The sequence below is a fragment of the Stenotrophomonas sp. YJH_SMC_48-3 genome, from assembly GCF_059369375.1.
On record NZ_JCAFSQ010000006.1, the window covers coordinates 1 to 15,520 of the forward strand.

15 protein-coding genes are annotated in these 15,520 nt (G+C 67.5%); 10 read left to right on the top strand and 5 right to left on the bottom strand.

All coding sequences use genetic code 11. The features are described from left to right. Positions 1-302: 302 nt before the first annotated feature. From AC5P65_RS11015 to AC5P65_RS11030, 4 genes are all read left to right on the top strand, one after another. Positions 303-1,589, top strand: a complete 1,287-nt coding sequence (locus AC5P65_RS11015) for a DUF445 domain-containing protein (RefSeq protein ID WP_111097772.1) — start codon at positions 303-305, stop codon at positions 1,587-1,589. Positions 1,590-1,832: 243 nt separating this feature from the next. After that, complete coding sequence (locus AC5P65_RS11020; RefSeq protein WP_021203544.1) at positions 1,833-2,147, top strand: DUF3649 domain-containing protein; 315 nt, start codon at positions 1,833-1,835, stop codon at positions 2,145-2,147. Further along, on the top strand, positions 2,144-3,772 hold the full coding sequence (locus AC5P65_RS11025) for a PepSY-associated TM helix domain-containing protein (RefSeq protein WP_111097773.1): 1,629 nt from the start codon (positions 2,144-2,146) through the stop codon (positions 3,770-3,772). The genes AC5P65_RS11020 and AC5P65_RS11025 overlap by 4 nt, the downstream gene beginning before the upstream one ends. Next, the gene (locus AC5P65_RS11030; RefSeq protein WP_019659066.1) at positions 3,769-4,098 is read left to right on the top strand and encodes a DUF3325 domain-containing protein; all 330 of its coding nucleotides are present in this window, start codon (positions 3,769-3,771) and stop codon (positions 4,096-4,098) included. The genes AC5P65_RS11025 and AC5P65_RS11030 overlap by 4 nt, the downstream gene beginning before the upstream one ends. Before the next feature lie 155 nt (positions 4,099-4,253). On the opposite strand, the gene rlmKL is transcribed toward AC5P65_RS11030, so the two are convergent. Together rlmKL and AC5P65_RS11040 are read right to left on the bottom strand one after the other, a co-directional pair. Further along, positions 4,254-6,392 carry a bifunctional 23S rRNA (guanine(2069)-N(7))-methyltransferase RlmK/23S rRNA (guanine(2445)-N(2))-methyltransferase RlmL gene (rlmKL, locus tag AC5P65_RS11035; protein WP_227852124.1) on the bottom strand — a complete coding sequence of 713 codons (2,139 nt, stop codon included), beginning with the start codon at positions 6,390-6,392 and terminating at the stop codon, positions 4,254-4,256. Between the two features lie 145 nt (positions 6,393-6,537). Further along, positions 6,538-7,065, bottom strand: a complete 528-nt coding sequence (locus AC5P65_RS11040; RefSeq protein WP_024958728.1) for an alpha/beta hydrolase — start codon at positions 7,063-7,065, stop codon at positions 6,538-6,540. A gap of 72 nt (positions 7,066-7,137) precedes the next feature. Here AC5P65_RS11040 and AC5P65_RS11045 point away from each other — a divergent pair, with 72 nt between their 5' ends. Then, entirely contained in the window at positions 7,138-7,704 is a 567-nt protein-coding gene (locus AC5P65_RS11045; protein ID WP_021203541.1) for an N-acetylmuramoyl-L-alanine amidase, read from the top strand. A 445-nt stretch (positions 7,705-8,149) separates the two neighbouring features. Here AC5P65_RS11045 and AC5P65_RS11050 read toward each other — a convergent pair whose 3' ends face one another. The 3 genes from AC5P65_RS11050 to AC5P65_RS11060 all read right to left on the bottom strand — a co-directional run bounded on the left by AC5P65_RS11050 (position 8,150) and on the right by AC5P65_RS11060 (position 10,731). After that, entirely contained in the window at positions 8,150-9,052 is a 903-nt protein-coding gene (locus AC5P65_RS11050) for a sulfurtransferase (RefSeq protein WP_111097775.1), read from the bottom strand. Next, positions 9,049-9,852, bottom strand: a complete 804-nt coding sequence (locus AC5P65_RS11055; protein WP_329847247.1) for a CoA pyrophosphatase — start codon at positions 9,850-9,852, stop codon at positions 9,049-9,051. The genes AC5P65_RS11050 and AC5P65_RS11055 overlap by 4 nt, the downstream gene beginning before the upstream one ends. A 177-nt stretch (positions 9,853-10,029) precedes the next feature. Next, positions 10,030-10,731 (bottom strand): FKBP-type peptidyl-prolyl cis-trans isomerase, encoded by a 702-nt coding sequence (locus AC5P65_RS11060; protein WP_005408797.1) that lies wholly within the window; start codon positions 10,729-10,731, stop codon positions 10,030-10,032. A gap of 168 nt (positions 10,732-10,899) precedes the next feature. On the opposite strand from AC5P65_RS11060, the gene AC5P65_RS11065 reads away from it, so the two are divergent. The 5 genes from AC5P65_RS11065 (at position 10,900) to pstS (ending at position 15,376) form a co-directional block, all read left to right on the top strand. Then, positions 10,900-11,682, top strand: a complete 783-nt coding sequence (locus tag AC5P65_RS11065; RefSeq protein WP_164143955.1) for an enoyl-CoA hydratase/isomerase family protein — start codon at positions 10,900-10,902, stop codon at positions 11,680-11,682. A gap of 4 nt (positions 11,683-11,686) precedes the next feature. Continuing rightward, positions 11,687-12,040, top strand: coding sequence for a hypothetical protein (locus tag AC5P65_RS11070; RefSeq protein WP_428707395.1), 354 nt, complete (start codon positions 11,687-11,689; stop codon positions 12,038-12,040). Further along, positions 12,040-12,729 (top strand): endonuclease III, encoded by a 690-nt coding sequence (nth, locus tag AC5P65_RS11075; RefSeq protein ID WP_478428015.1) that lies wholly within the window; start codon positions 12,040-12,042, stop codon positions 12,727-12,729. The genes AC5P65_RS11070 and nth overlap by 1 nt, the downstream gene beginning before the upstream one ends. A 196-nt stretch (positions 12,730-12,925) precedes the next feature. Continuing rightward, positions 12,926-14,137, top strand: coding sequence for an OprO/OprP family phosphate-selective porin (locus AC5P65_RS11080; protein WP_049411264.1), 1,212 nt, complete (start codon positions 12,926-12,928; stop codon positions 14,135-14,137). A 222-nt stretch (positions 14,138-14,359) separates the two neighbouring features. Next, complete coding sequence (gene pstS, locus AC5P65_RS11085) at positions 14,360-15,376, top strand: phosphate ABC transporter substrate-binding protein PstS (RefSeq protein ID WP_019659077.1); 1,017 nt, start codon at positions 14,360-14,362, stop codon at positions 15,374-15,376. Positions 15,377-15,520: the final 144 nt, after the last annotated feature.

Genomic DNA, 15,520 nt, shown 5'->3' on the forward strand with positions numbered 1-15,520 from the left:
GCTATTGTTGAGGGGCTGGGGTGGTACCGCACCACGTTGGCTTGCCTACATCGGCGGTCCTCAAAGGCCGCTAGATCCTTTATCGACGTTAAGGTGCGGGATGGGGATCGCTCGGCTCGTCTGTCGGCTGCTATCCGCAGAAATCATGTTGACGGTCCCTCCACCCTGGCTCCTACATACCGCGTAGGAGCCGGGAGGAACATACAAGCCCATGCTCGGCTGCGGTTTGCCGCGCGCAAGGCAGCCGAGCATGGGCTCGGCTCTACAGGCAGGCATCACCGGGCTGCGGTTAGACTCGTGCAATGACGCCTGCCCACGATCCGCGCCGCGCCCAGCTGCGGCGCCTGAAAGCCCTCGCACTGGGCCTGCTGCTGCTGATGCTGGTCGGTTTCGCGGTCAGCCACTGGCAGGGCGAACGCGGCATCTGGGCCTGGGTTTCGGCCTTCTGCGAAGCCGCAGCCGTGGGCGCGCTGGCCGACTGGTTCGCCGTGGTCGCGCTGTTCCGGCGGCCGATGGGCCTGCCGATTCCGCACACCGCGATCATCCCGCGCAGCAAGGAGCGCATCGGCGACAGCCTGGCGCTGTTCGTGCGCGACCAGTTCCTGGAGCCGGGGGTGCTGCTGGCCAAGCTGCAGGTGTTCGATCCGGCCAGCCGCCTCGGCAGCTGGCTGGCCGACCCGGCACGCTCGCGCATGCTGGCCGACATGGCCCGCGGCTGGGCGCTGCAGGCGCTGGATTTCTTCGACGAAACCGCCGTGCGCCGGCAGCTGCACGGCTTCGTGGTGCAGCAGTTGCGGCAGTGGAATGCCGCTGCCACTGCCGGTGAACTGCTGGCCCTGCTGACCGCCGAAGGCCGCCATCAACGCGTGCTGGACGAGGGCCTGCAGCGCCTGGGCCGCTGGCTGGAACAGCCGGAGGTGAAGGAACGCGCCTCGCAGCTGATTGTGCGCCACATCCAGCGCGAATGGCCGACGCTGTCGAGCACGGTGAACTGGGTCAAGCCGATCGACGAGATCGGCGACAGCCTGGCCGAACGCCTGGCCCGCGCGGTGCTGGAAGAGCTGCAGCAGGTGCTGGCCGAGCCGCAGCATCCGCTGCGCCAGGACTACGAGACCTGGTTGCAGAACTACGTGCAGCGCCTGCGCGAGGATCCGGCGCTGGCCGAGCGCATCGAGCAGCTCAAGCAGGAAATGATCGACCACCCGGCCCTGCAGGAGTACGTGCAGGGGCTGTGGGCGCGCATCCACGCCAGCCTGCGGGCGGACCTGCAGCGCGAGGATTCGGCGCTGGTCGGCCACCTGCAGCGTAGCCTGGGTTCGCTCGGTGCCAGCCTGCAGGCCGACCCGGCGCTGCGCGAGGCACTGAACCAGCATCTGATGGAAGGTGCGCAGCGCCTGACCGGGCGCCTGCGCGAGGGCGTCACCACGCATATCGCGCAGACCGTGAAGGGCTGGGACGAGCGGCACCTGGTCGAACAGCTGGAACTGAGCGTGGGCCGTGACCTGCAGTTCATCCGCTTCAACGGCACCCTGGTCGGCGGGCTGATCGGCCTGCTGCTGCACGCGGCAACCGTGGTGTTCAGGTTCTAGCCGCCAGAGCTCCACGGCATCGTCATGCTTGATTCATGAAATGCGAATGCCTATCATTTACTGATCGGTTGTGCGCTTAGTCAGATGGCACGGAAACGTGCCCATCGCCCGTGTACATCCCCGCCTTCCGCGCTGACCGCCCGCGCGGGACGTGCCTCGTGTCGATGGGACACGCTGGGCAACATGCGCAGGGCGCAGGGGCCGCGGACGCATTCCATCCCTCCTCCAACCTGCAGGACCTCCTTGGACCGCTCGCCCGTTACCGCCAGCCCCCGCACCTTGTTCTCCAACCCGCGCTGGGGCGTGCTGTCACGCTCGTTGGCTGCGATCTTCGGTGGCTACGCGCTGGCCTCGATGACCAGTGTGTTCTGCGCAGTGGCGCTGCCCGGCGCGCGCGGCCAGACCGTGCTGACCGGCATGCTGCTGGCGATCCTGGTCGCCGCCTGCGCGGCGTTGTGGGCGTTCGCCACCCGCAGCGCGCTGCGTGCGTGGGTCGGCATTCTCGCTCCCGCCCTGCTGATGGCTGCCATCGCGCGCATGCTGGGGGCCTGGGCATGAAGAACGGATTCCGCCAGTCGATGGCCTGGCTGCACACCTGGACCGGCCTGCTGGTCGGCTGGTTGCTGCTGCTGATCTTCATGGCCGGCACCGCCAGCTATTACCGCGAGGAAATCAGCCGCTGGATGCGCCCGGAGCTGCCGTCCAGCAACGTCAGCATCGACGTGGCCGCGCAGCGCGCGGTGGCCTACCTGCAGGCCAATGCGAGCCACGCCGAGAACTGGTTCGTCACCCTGCCGCAGCCGCGCAACCCGGCCATGCAGATGTTCTGGCGGCTGCCACCGGAACTGGCCGACCCCAGCCGTGGCCGCCGCGGTGGCTTCGGCGACGCCACGCTGGACCCGAACAGCGGCCAGGCACTGAAGGCGCGCGAGACCCGTGGAGGCGACTTCTTCTACCGCCTGCACTTCGACCTGCACTACATCCCGGTGTACTGGGCGCGCTACCTGGTCGGGTTCTGCGCGATGTTCATGCTGGTGGCGATCATCACCGGCGTGATCACCCACAAGAAGATCTTCAAGGACTTCTTCACCTTCCGCAAGGACAAGGGCCTGCGCTCCTGGCTCGACTTCCACAACGTCAGCGCGGTGATGGCGCTGCCGTACCACGCGATGATCACCTACACCGGCATCGTCACCCTGATGATCATGTACCTGCCGTGGGGAGTGAAGGTCGCCTACCCCCAGGACGAGGACAAATTCATCAGCGAGGCTTTCGGCGGCCTTCCGGAAGTGACCTCGCCCGCCGAGGGCCGCGCCACGCCGCTGCCGATCGCACAGTTGCTGGACAGCGCACGCGCGCATTGGCACGGCGTGGAGGTGGCCGGTTTCACCGTGTCCAATCCGGGGGCGGCCAATGCGGTGATCGACATCCGCCAGCGCGATGGCAAGCGCCTGTCCATCGACACCCCGGCCGTGCGTTACGACATGGTCAGCGGTGCTCTGCTTGAGGAAACGCCGCCATCGGGCGGTGCCACCGCCACCCGTGGTGTGCTGTACGGCCTGCACCTGGCACGTTTTGCGGACTGGGGCCTGCGTGCACTGTTCTTCCTGTCCGGTCTGGTGGGCTGCCTGATGGTCGCCAGCGGCGTGGTGCTGTGGGCGGTGAAGGAACGACCGAAGCATGCGAAGAGTGGACGCACCGGCTTCGGCCTTCGCCTGGTCGATGCGCTCAACATCGGCACCGTGGCTGGCCTGCCGATCGCCTTCGCGGCGTACTTCTGGGGCAACCGCCTGCTGCCGCTGGACATCGCCGAGCGCGCGAGTGCGGAGGCCAACGTATTCTTCTACGCTTGGGCCGGCGCGCTGCTGGCCGCCTTCATCTGGCCGAAGCGAATGATGTGGGCGTGGCAGCTCTACCTGGGCGCGGCCGCGTTCGCACTGGTGCCGGTGGTCAATGCGTTGACCACGCATGCGCACCTGGGCAACACCCTGCGCAACGGCGACTGGGTACTGGCCGGCGTCGATCTTTCGATGATCGTCTTCGGCGCAATGCTGGCGATGTGCGGCTGGCGCATGCAGCGCTGGACGCCACCGCTGAGCGCGGCCGAGAAGAAGAAGCGTGCGGCGGCGGCTGCGGCGCCAGTGGCTGTGGTCGAAGCCGCCGAAGCGGAGGTCAGTGCATGATGCTGCTGGCGTTGACCCTGTCGTTTTCCGCGTTCACCGCGCTGTCGCTGGCGATGGAAAGACACCAGTACGACCTGCACGGCAAGGCTGCGGCCAGCCCGGCACGGCGCACGCAGTGGCGGGTGCTGGGCTGGGCCCTGCTGACGGTGGCGTTCGCGTTGTGCGTGGCCGATCACGGCTGGGCGATGGGCCCGGTGCTGTGGCTGGGCGCAATGACCATGTGCGGCGTGGCACTCTCGTTCGGGCTGTATCCGTACCGGCCGAAGTGGATCGCACCGCTGGCGATCACGCTGCCGGCGCTGGGGCTGGTGGTGGCGTTGCTGTAACCGCCATCCACGCATGGCGTGGATCTACTGAACAACCATCCAGGCGTGGCGTGGATCCACCGGCCAGACAGGGGTAGTGCCGGCCGCTGGCCGGCACCTCATGAACCCTTTGCGGATCTGACACCGTTGCCGGCCAGCGGCCGGCACTACCGGGCTTACCCCAGCCGCTTCAGTTCCCATGCGCGGTGGATGCGCGCGTTGCGCTCGAAATCCGGACCGATGGTGCGTGCGGTGATCTCGCGGCACTGGGCGAATTCGGCGATGGCGTTCTCTTCCAGCTTGAAGCGGCGGAAGTTGTTGGAGAAGTACAGCACGCCACCCGGTGCCAGCCGGGCCACCGCCGCCCGCAGCAGCTTCACCTGTTCGCGCTGCACGTCGAAATCATCGGCGCGGGCGGAGTTGGAGAAAGTCGGTGGATCACAGAAGATCACGTCGTACTGGCCGCGGTCGCCTTCCAGCCAGGCCATCGCGTCGGCCTGGACCAGCAGGTGCTGGCTGCCCCCCTGCCCGTTCAGCGCAAGGTTGTCGTAGCACCACTGCAGGTAGGTGGCCGACAGGTCGACGCTGGTGGTGCTGGCGGCACCGGCCACGGCGGCCTGCACGCTGGCCACGCCGGTGTAGCAGAACAGGTTCAGGAAACGCTTGCCACGCACCTGCTCGGCCATCATCCGGCGCAGCGGGCGATGGTCAAGGAACAGGCCGGTGTCCAGGTAGTCGAACAGGTTCACCTGCAGCAGTGCATGGTTCTCGCGCACCACGATGAACTCGTCACGCTGCTCGAAGCGGCCGTACTTGCTGCCGCCCTTGCCGCGCTCGCGCGACTTCATCGACACCTGCTCCGGCGGAACGCCGAATACTTCGCGCGCGGCGGCCAGCAGCTCGTTGCGGCGGCGGCGCACGTCGTTCTCGGGAATCGCCGCCGGTGCCGCGTACTCCTGCACATGCAGGAAGGTGCGGCGCTTGCCCCCGTCTTCCTCGTAGACATCAATGGCCGCCGCGTACTCCGGCAGGTCGGCGTCGTAGGCGCGGAAGCAGGTGATGTCCTCGCGGGCACGCCAGCTCTTGAACTTCTTCAGGTTCTTGCGCAGCCGGTTGGCCACCATCTGCGCGCCTTCGCTCAGCTCGCGCGGCTGTGCCGGATCACGACCCGGCACGGCAATCGGATCGCAGACGATCAGCGCGCATTCCAGCGCACCGTTGAACATCTGGTACTTCTTGCTGGCGCGCAGGCCAGTGGCGAAGGCCAGCTCGTCATTGCCGCACAGCAGGCTGGCACGCCACTGCGGCACGGCCTTCTGCAGGGCATTGCCCAACGCGCGGTACAACGCCGGATCGGCAGCCAGGCGTTCGTCGTACGGCGGGTTACAGACCACCGCACCGATCTCCTGTTCGGGCGCGGCCAGGTCGGCGACATCGGCGCGGGTGAAGCGGATCGCGTGGGCGACGCCGGCAACCTCTGCATTCTCGCGGGCGGCCTGGATCGCGGCCGGGTCGATATCGCTGCCATGGATGACCGGCTTCAGCGCGGCCAGGCCGGCCGCTTCGCGCTCGCGTGCTTCGCTCTGGATGGACTTCCAGGCCGCCTTGTCGAAGCCCAGCCAACGGCTCGGCGGCAGGCTGCCATGCCGCATCAGGCCAGGGGCGACGTCGGCGGCCATCAGTGCACCTTCGATCAGCAGCGTGCCGCTGCCGCACATCGGGTCCAGCAGGCCGCCTCCGGCGGTGTGCAGGCGCGGCCACTGCGCGCGCAGCAGCAGCGCGGCGGCCAGGTTTTCCTTCAGCGGCGCCTCGTGGGCGGCACCGCGCCAGCCACGGCGATGCAGCGGGCCACCGCCGAGGTCGATCGACAGCGAAGCACGGCCCTTGCGCAGCGACAGGTTGACGCGCACATCGGGCAGGTCGGTGTTGACCGAGGGGCGCTCCAGGCCTTCATCACGCATCCGGTCGACGATGGCGTCCTTGATCCGCTGCGCGGCAAAGCGCGCATGGGTGATCTTGTCACCGGACACGTGTGCGTCCACCGCCAGGGTCATCTCCGGCGTGATGTGCTCGTGCCACGGCAGCGCACGCACGCCGTCATACAGGGCCTGCTCGTCCGGGCAGTCGAACTCGGCGATCGGCCACAGCACGCGGCTGGCCAGGCGCGACCACATCACGATCCGCAGCGCCTGCGCCAGTTCGCCCTCGGCGTTGACGCCGGCAATGGTGGCGGTGGCCTTGCCAAGGCCCAGGGCCGACAGTTCATCGGCAAGCAGGTATTCCAGGCCCTTGGCGCAGGAGACGAAGAATTTCACGGGGTCGGTTCGCAGGTGGTCGGGCGCGGCACAGGGGCCGGGCCGGTCGGAAAGGAGGGCCGTAGGCACGGCCGGCAGGCCCGCGCCGGGGGCGGCGGGGCTGCCATTGTAGTCAATGCGGGCAGGCGCGCCGTGCGCCCCGGCTTCACAGTTGCCGCAGCAGGCGCTCGAAGGCCTGCGCAGAGGCCTCCACGTGGCGCTCCAGGCGGTGGCCATCGTCAACCAGCAGCAACTGCGCCGAACGCGCCTGCGCCCAGGCAATCACGCCGGCAGCCGGTACCACGTCGTCATGCCAGGCCTGCACCACCGTGGTCGGCACCGCAGCGGCGTCCAGCGCCGGCATCGGGCCCATGGTGGTCGGCGGCACCATCAGGAACAGGCCGGCTACCGGCACCTGCAGCGAGGCGATGGCGGAAATGTAGGCGCCCAGGCTGGAGCCGGCCAGTACCACCGGCCCCTGACGGGCAGCGATGGCGGCGCGTTCAACCAGACGGCGCAGGCGGGTCGGCACGTCGCCCACCCGGCTGACCTCGCTCATCGCGTCCAGATCGGTGTAGTCGGGGCGCTCGTGGGTCCAGCCCAGGCGTTGGGCCACCTCGGCCAGCGCGGTGACCTTGGTCGCCTCCGGGCCGCTTTCGAAGCCATGGGAGAGGATGCAGTGGCCGCGACTCATGCGCGTGCTCCGTGGGCGCGGGCCAACCAGGAAAGAGAAGGCAGGTTCATGCCGCAATGCTAGCATCGCCGGATGCCCAACCCGCTCCTGCCCGGCCTGCAGCTGCAGCCCCTGCCCTACCACGACCGACTGCCGCTGCGCGATCCGGCCACGCTGGAGATGGTGGTGATCCACTGCACCGAGCTGCCCGATCTGGCGACGGCCCGCGAGTACGGCGAGCGCGTGCTGTATGACAGCGGTGCCGGCAACAGCGGGCACTTCTACATCGACCGCGATGGCAGCGTGGTGCAGTACGTTGCGCCCGAACGCGTGGCCCACCACGTGCGCGGCATGAACGCGCATACGCTGGGCATCGAGCTGGTCAATACCGGGCGCTACCCGCACTGGTTCGACAGCCGTCACCAGGCGATGGACGAGGCCTACACCGAGGCGCAACTGAAAGCGCTGGAGCGGCTGCTGCAGGCGCTGGTGGTGCGCTATCCGTCGCTGCAGCGGATTGCCGGGCATGACCAGCTGGACCTGGAGCAGGTGCCGGCCAGCGATGATCCGACGCTGAGGGTGGCACGCAAACGCGACCCGGGCCCGTTGTTCCCTTGGGCGCGGGTGCTGGCGAAGGTGCCGCTGCAGCCGGTTGGGTAAGCGGCAGGGCTGCGCCCTGCACCTGCGGTAGTGCGGGCTGCTGGCCGGCAACAGCAGGCTATCCGTGGGATGGCAGGGTGGGCCCGGTTGCGGGGGACGCCGTAAATCCCCAGGCCGGCCCAGCCGCTGGCGGCTGTGCGTTCGGGCGCTCGCGAAGCAGTGCTTCGCAAGCAAAGCGCCCTCACCCCTGGGGGCTTGGCCGCGGCATCCATGCCGCGGACACCCGCAACCGGACCCATCCCGCCTTCGACAGATTTCTGCCGCTGTTGGTGGGTGCCGACCGTTGGTCGGCACGGAGTCGGATCGATCGGAGGGTGCCCTTGTAGAGTCGAGCCGCGCTCCATGACCTGCGGGCGCCGATGATTTGAACGCATCGCCATGCGCGTGGAGCCGGCCGCTCGGCTCTGGAGAGGCTCCGCGCTCGACTGCCTTCTGCTCGGATCGCTCAGGCGCCGGTCGCCACCGGGCGGCTGCTGTCGCTCACCCAGCCGCTCCAGGAATCGGCATAGATGCGCGCACCGCTCAGTCCTGCGCTTTCCATCGCCAGCAGCAGGTGGCAGGCGGTCACTCCGGAGCCGCACATCAGCACCACCTGCTGCGGATCGCGGTTGCCGATCACGCCCTGCAATTCGGCGCGCAGTTCCTGTGCATCGCGCAGGCGGCCGTCGAACACGTTCAGGGCGAACGGGCGGTTGACCGCGCCGGGTACGTGGCCAGCGACCGGGTCCAGCGGCTCCACTTCGCCGCGGAAGCGTTCACCTGCGCGTGCGTCGACCAACCAGCCCGGTGCATGTTTCAGGCGCGCGGTGATTTCATCGGCGCTGGCGACCTGGGAGGTGTCGAAGCGGCCCGGGTAGGCAGGCAGCGCTGTCACTTCAGCCTGGCCGCTTTCCAACGCGTTACCGGCGGCCTGCCAGGCAGCGATGCCGCCGTCGAGCACAGCCACCTTGGCGTGCCCGATCAGGCGCAGCAGCCACCACAGGCGCGAGGCGGCCATGCTGCCGTCGCTGCCATCGTAGACCACCACCTGGGTGTCGAGGCCGATGCCCCACTGCCCCAGTTTCGCGGCAAAAGCATCGCTGTCGGGCAATGGATGGCGACCATGGCCGACGCGGCTGAGATCGGACAGATCACGGTTGAGATCGGCATGCACCGCAGTCGGTATGTGTCCTGCCAGGTACTGGCCGCCCGCAGCCTGCGGGTCGGCCAGCGAAGCACGCGCATCGACCACGCGCACGGCGGTACTGGCGGTGGCACGCGCGTCGACCACGCGTACGCCTTCGCCCAACGCGGCAGCCAGGGTGTCGACATCGACCAGGGTGGTCCACGGCTGCTTGATCGGGTTCATTGCACTTGCTCCAGGCGGCGACGCAGGTTGTAGAGGATGGCCGCGGTCGCCCCCCAGATGCGCTGGCCGGGCCAGCCATACTCAAGGACGTGGCGGATGCGGCCGCGATGATTGATTTCGACCTGGCGCAGGCTGTCAGGGGCCATCAGGTAGTCCAGCGGCACCTCGAACACTTCGGCCACTTCACTGGGCTGCGGCACCGGCACGAACTCCGGATCGACCACCGCCACCACCGGCGTGACCCGGTAGCCGGTGATCGTCACGAAGGGGTCGAGATAGCCAAGTGGCTGCACCTGGCCGGGCGCCAATGCGATTTCTTCCTGGCTCTCGCGCAGGGCGGCCGCCAGCGCGTCGCGGTCATCGGGTTCGGTGCGGCCACCGGGGAACCCGACCTGGCCGCCATGTGTACGCAGGGTTTCAGTGCGGCGGGTGAGGATGACCTGCGCGCCGTTGGCGCGCGGCACGATGCCGGCCAGCACCGCCGCCTCCACAGGCGGCCCCGGTGGCAGCAGGTCGATCAGCTCGCTGCGGTTCCAGCCGTCGCCGGCCGGCGGTTCGGCCAAAGGATGCAACGCGCGCACCAAGCGCTCGTGGTCGGCCAGCGATCCGCGCAGGGACTGCTGCAGTTGTTGCCGCAGGGGCTGCACGCGATGCAGGATGCGGCTGCGTTCCTCGTTGCTCATCGACGACCACCGCGCGATTTCATCGATATGCCGCCCGCAGCCGGCGCATTGCCGGTGCGGATCCAGCGTGCACACTCCGATGCAGGGACTTGCGACAACACGCGCCGTTTCTTCCATTGTTTGCACCCGCCAACAGTAGCGCGATCGGGCTGAATTTGCGCGGGTGGCCCAGCCGGACGGTAGAGTCGACTGTCAGTCGACTCGCGCGCGCAGCGCAGGCGTTTCACCGCCAGGGGCTGCACAAACAGAAACGCGCCGGTGGGATCACCGGCGCGTTTCGTTTGCTGTTTCGATTTACTTGACGCTGACCAGCTTGATCTCGAACTGCACAGCCACGTTCGGCGGGAACGGGGTGCGCGGATCGGCACCGTAGGCCTGGTCCGGCGGCAGGGTGACTTCCCACTTCGAGCCTGCCGGCATCTGCAGCAGGGTCTCGCGCATGGCCTTCATTTCGACTTCGCTGACCTTGATCGACGGGATCTGCTGGGCCGGGCGGGCTTCGGTCGGGCGCTGGCCGTACGGGAACGGACCGGCCACTTCCAGCTGCACGGTGCTGGCCTGGGTCGGCTTGGCACCCTTGCCGGCTTCGATCACGCGGTACTGGACGCCGCTCGGCAGCGACTGCACGCCGGCCTTGGCCTTGTTCGCCGCGATGAACTGATCGCTCTTGGTCTTGTTTTCGGCAGCAGCCTTCTCGTACTCGGCCTTGGCAGCCTGGGCACGGCCCTGCTCGCGCTTCTGGAACGCTTCAACGGCCGGCTTCAGCTGCTCGGCGGTGATCGCCGGCTGCTTCTTGGCGTAGGCATCCTGCAGGCCCTTCACCACCGAGTTGATGTCCAGCTGCTCACCACGACCGGTCAGCTCCGCCAGGTTGTTGCCGTAGTCGTAACCGAAGTAGTAGCTCAGCTTGCCCTTTTCGGACGAGACGTCCTGGGCGAAGGCATTGCCCGTCAGGGCCAGGGCCGCGACGGCGACCGCGATAGAACGCAACTTCATCAAACAGTTCTCCAGGGGTGGTAACTCAGGGACGTTCTGCGCCGCCCTGAGGCGACGGGTTAGGATAACGGGCGTAACGTGTAACCGCTACTCACGATGCAGGCTATGACCCGCCTGCGTTTGCAGAGTTCAATATCACTTTTTTTTAACGTTTCAGGAGTTTTCCCCGTGGCCGATGCTCTGATCGCTGTCTCCGACGACGGCGCCATCCGCACCGTGACCGTCCAGCGCCCGGACAAGCTCAATGCCCTCAACGCCGCGACCCTGCAGGCCCTGGCCGATGCCTTCAGGGACGCCGCCGCCGATCCGGAGGTGCGCGTCGTGGTATTGACCGGGGCGGGCCCCAAGGCGTTCGTGGCTGGCGCCGACATCGCCGAGATGAACACACTCAGCGCGGTTCAGGGACGTGATTTCTCGCTGTTGGGCCAGGCCCTGATGCGCCAGATTGAACGGATGCCGAAGCCGGTCATCGCACGCGTGAATGGTTTCGCACTGGGCGGTGGACTGGAACTGGCGATGGCCTGCCATCTGCGCATCGCCGCAGATACCGCCAAGGTCGGCCAACCGGAAATCAACCTCGGCCTGATCCCCGGCTTCGGCGGCAGCCAGCGCCTGCTGCGCCTGTGCGGCCGCGCCACCACCCTGGAGCTGTGCCTGCTGGGGGCGCCGATCACCGCCGCGCGTGCGCTGGAACTGGGCATCGTCAACGAAGTGGTGCCCGCCGACGCGCTGGACAATCGCGTGCAGGACATTGCCCGCCAGCTGGCACGCTCGGCCCCGCTGGCCCTGCGTGGCCTGCTCGATGCGGTGCACGTGGGCGGCGAATGCAGCCTGGACGCCGGGCTGGAGTACGAAAGCGCGCAGTTCGGCCTGCTGTTCGCCACCGAGGACATGCGCGAAGGCACCAGCGCCTTCCTGCAGCGCCGCCCGCCGGCGTTCCAGAACCGCTGACGCCATGGCTTCCCGACCCGATCCCGCCCAGTTGTTCGCCCGGGTCCAGGCAGACGATCTTGATGGCGCCCTGCAAGCCGGGCTGATGGACTATGTCGCCCGCGCCGACGACGCGCAGTTGCTGCCCGGCCACCCGGAACTCCCGCAGCGGTTGCAGCAGGCCCAGCAGCAGCTTCAGGCCGCCTGGGCGGCACGCGAACGCTACCGCGCCCGTGCGGTGAGACTGGCCCGCCGCGAAGCCGAACGCGACGCGCGGCGCACGCCCGCCCCGGCGCCGGACGTGAAGCCCGCCCTGCCCGCCGCGGCAGCCGCCATCCTCGCCCGGGCCAAGGCCCGCGCCAGCGGCAAGGAGCAGTAATGGCGATCACGAAGAAAACCGCACGCGCCCCGGCGCGGCGTGGCGGCACGATGCCGCGCGCCGACGTGGTGGAGATGTTCACCCGCCTGCGCGAACTCAACCCGCACCCGAAGACCGAACTGGAGTACAGCTCGCCGTTCGAGCTGCTGGTGGCGGTGGCGCTGTCGGCGCAGGCCACCGACGTCGGCGTCAACAAGGCCACGCGCCGATTGTTCCCGGTCGCCAACACCCCGGCAAAGATCCTTGCGCTCGGTGAGGACGGGCTGAAGCAGTACATCTCCACCATCGGGCTGTTCAATGCCAAGGCGAAGAACGTGATCGCCACCTGCGCGATCCTGCTGGAAAAGCATGGCGGTGAAGTGCCGCGCGATCGCGAAGAACTGGAAGCGCTACCGGGCGTGGGCCGCAAGACCGCAAACGTGGTGCTCAACACCGCCTTCGGCGAGCCGGTAATGGCGGTGGACACGCACATCTTCCGCGTCGCCAACCGTACCGGCCTGGCCCCGGGAAAGAATGTGCGCGAAGTGGAAGACAAGCTGGTGAAGGTGATCCCCGCCGAGTTCCTGCTCGACGCGCATCACTGGCTGATCCTGCACGGACGTTACGTGTGCAAGGCGCGCAAGCCGGACTGCCCGGGCTGCGTGATCGCCGACCTGTGCCGGTTCAAGGACAAGACCGCGGCCGAGTGACGGCCGCATCCATGCAGGGCGTGGATCGACTGCAACCAAGGCGCAATCCGGGCGTCATACGCAAGCGGTTTCAATGGCAGGCCCTGCCGTGACGGGGCCTGCGGTGGATGTCTGCCGCGCGTGAACTGTCACATTTACGCAATCTTTACCTTCTAGCCTGCGCGCATCTTCCCACCTGCCTGCAAGGCTCCTCTCCATGAAACTGCATCACCAACTCCTGACGGTGGCCGTGGCTGCTGCGCTGTATGTGCCGGCTGCACACGCCGAAGTCGCCATCGACGTGATCGGCGGTTCGGAAATCACCTTCGAAGGCCTGGTCCAGGCCGACGGCAACTGGTTCCACAACGATGTGGTGGACCTCAACGGTGGCGACGCCGGCAACGGCAAGAACAGCGAATTCGAACTGCGTCGCGCCGAGCTGGTGCTCAAGGGCAAGGGCCCGGGCAATGTGGAGTGGGTGGTCGGCTATGACGCCAAGGCCGACAAGTTCCTTGACACCAACGTGAAGTACAAGCTGCTGGGCAACGCCAACCACTTCCTGCAGCTGGGCCAGTTCAAGCAGCCCAACAGCCTGGAAGAACTGTCCAGCACCAAGAACAACGATTTCATTTCCAAGGCAGCGGTCACCAATACCTATGCCATCGCCCGCCGCCTGGGCGGCGCGTACAGCTACGGCCAGGACAACTGGTCGGTGACCGCCAGCGCCTTCGGCCGCGAGCTGACCCGCAACCTGGCCCACGGCAGCGGCTACGGCGCGCGTGGCACCTGGGCCCCGATCAATGAAAAGGGCCAGGTCCTGCACTTCGGCCTGAGCTACGTCAACTACGACGCCGACGCCGACACCCTGCGCGTGCGTGCGCGTCCGAATGCCGACCTCGCCACTGCCCGCCTGGTCGACAGCGGCAATCTGACCGACACCGACCGCGTCAGCACCATCGGTGCCGAAGCCATGTACTTCCAGGGCCCGTTCAAGGCCCAGGCCGAGTACTACACCAGCAAGGCCAAGCGCTACGACCACGACAACTACACCAGCGACGGCTACTACATCAGCGGCGTGTGGAACGTCACCGGCGAGACCTGGAGCTACAAGGGCGGCACTCCGGGCACCGGCCTGCCGAACAACCCGGCCGGCGGCCAGTGGCAGCTGGGCGTGCGCTACGACCACATGGACCTCAATGACGGCAACCTCGCCGCCAATCCGGTCGCCGGTCGCCCGCCGATCGTTGATGGCGTGCTGGGTGGCAAGATGGACATCTGGACCGTGGGCGCGAACTGGTACCTGCGTTCCAACTTCAAGCTGATGCTCAACTACGTGATGGTCGACAGCAAGAAGTACAGCTCCACGGCGCGCGGTTTCGTCAACGACGATCCCAACATCCTGGAAGCCCGCGCGCAGTTCTTCTGGTAAGTCCCGCCACCTGCATTGAACCGCGAAGGCACGGCACCGGCCGTGCCTTCGTCGTTGCATCGGCACCCGCGCTGCCCAGCCGGCGCAGCGGACGTGACATCCCTCATGACGCATGTCACGCCCGCGTCATATGACAGACGCGGGCGTGTCACGCAACCGTTATGGAATGTGCACCGAAACGTCGGGCAACCGCCCTTCGACCACCACCCCAGGAGTCTCCCCGTGATCCACGCCTTCAAGTCGCGCGCCGCTGTCGCCATCCTGGCTGCATCGTCCGTGTTCGCCGCCAACGCCGCCGATATCACCGGCGCGGGCGCATCGTTCATCTACCCGGTCATGTCCAAGTGGTCGGCCGACTACAGCGCCGCAACCGGCAACAAGGTCAACTACCAGTCCATCGGTTCCGGCGGCGGCATTGCCCAGATCAAGGCCAAGACCGTTGATTTCGGCTCCTCCGACGCGCCGCTGAAGCCGGAAGACCTGGCTGCTGCGGGCCTGGCGCAGTTCCCGTCGGTCATCGGCGGCGTGGTGCCGGTGGTCAACGTGGCCGGCATCGCGCCGGGCGCGCTGAAGCTGGACGGCGCCGTGCTGGCCAACATCTTCCTGGGCAAGATCAAGACCTGGAACGACCCGGCCATCGCCGCGCTGAACCCGGGCGTGACCCTGCCCAACGCCAAGGTCACCGTCGTGCATCGTTCGGACGGCTCGGGCACCACCTTCAACTTCGTCAATTACCTGTCCAAGGTCAGCCCGGAGTGGAAGAGCTCGGTCGGTGAAGGCACCTCGGTGCAGTGGCCGGCCGGCATCGGCGGCAAGGGCAACGAAGGTGTTGCCGCCTATGTGAAGCAGATCAAGGGCGGCATCGGCTATGTCGAACTGTCCTACGCGCTGCAGAACAAGCTCTCCTACACCGCGATGAAGAATGCCGCCGGCAAGTTCGTGCAGCCGAGCGACACCTCGTTCGCTGCCGCTGCCGCCAGTGCCGACTGGGCCAGCGCCCGCGACTTCTACCTGGTGATGACCAATGCGCCGGGCGCCGAGTCCTGGCCGATCACTGCCACCAACTTCATCCTGGTGCAGAAGACGCCGAAGAATGCTGCCAATGGCAAGGCGACCCAGGAATTCTTCCGCTGGGTCTACAAGAACGGCGATGCCCAGGCCCGCCAGCTGGACTACGTGCCGCTGCCGGACAGCCTGGTCCGCCAGATCGAGACCTACTGGTCGCAGAACCTGAAGTAAGCGCGTTCCCCCGCAGGAACGGGGGCGGCGGGTCCTCTCTCCCCCGCCGCTCCCACCCGGGCGCGAGATCCTCGAGATCTCGCGCTCTTCTTGTTCTTGGGGATGCGCCTGACTCTGTAGAGCCGAGCCACGCTCGGCTGCGCT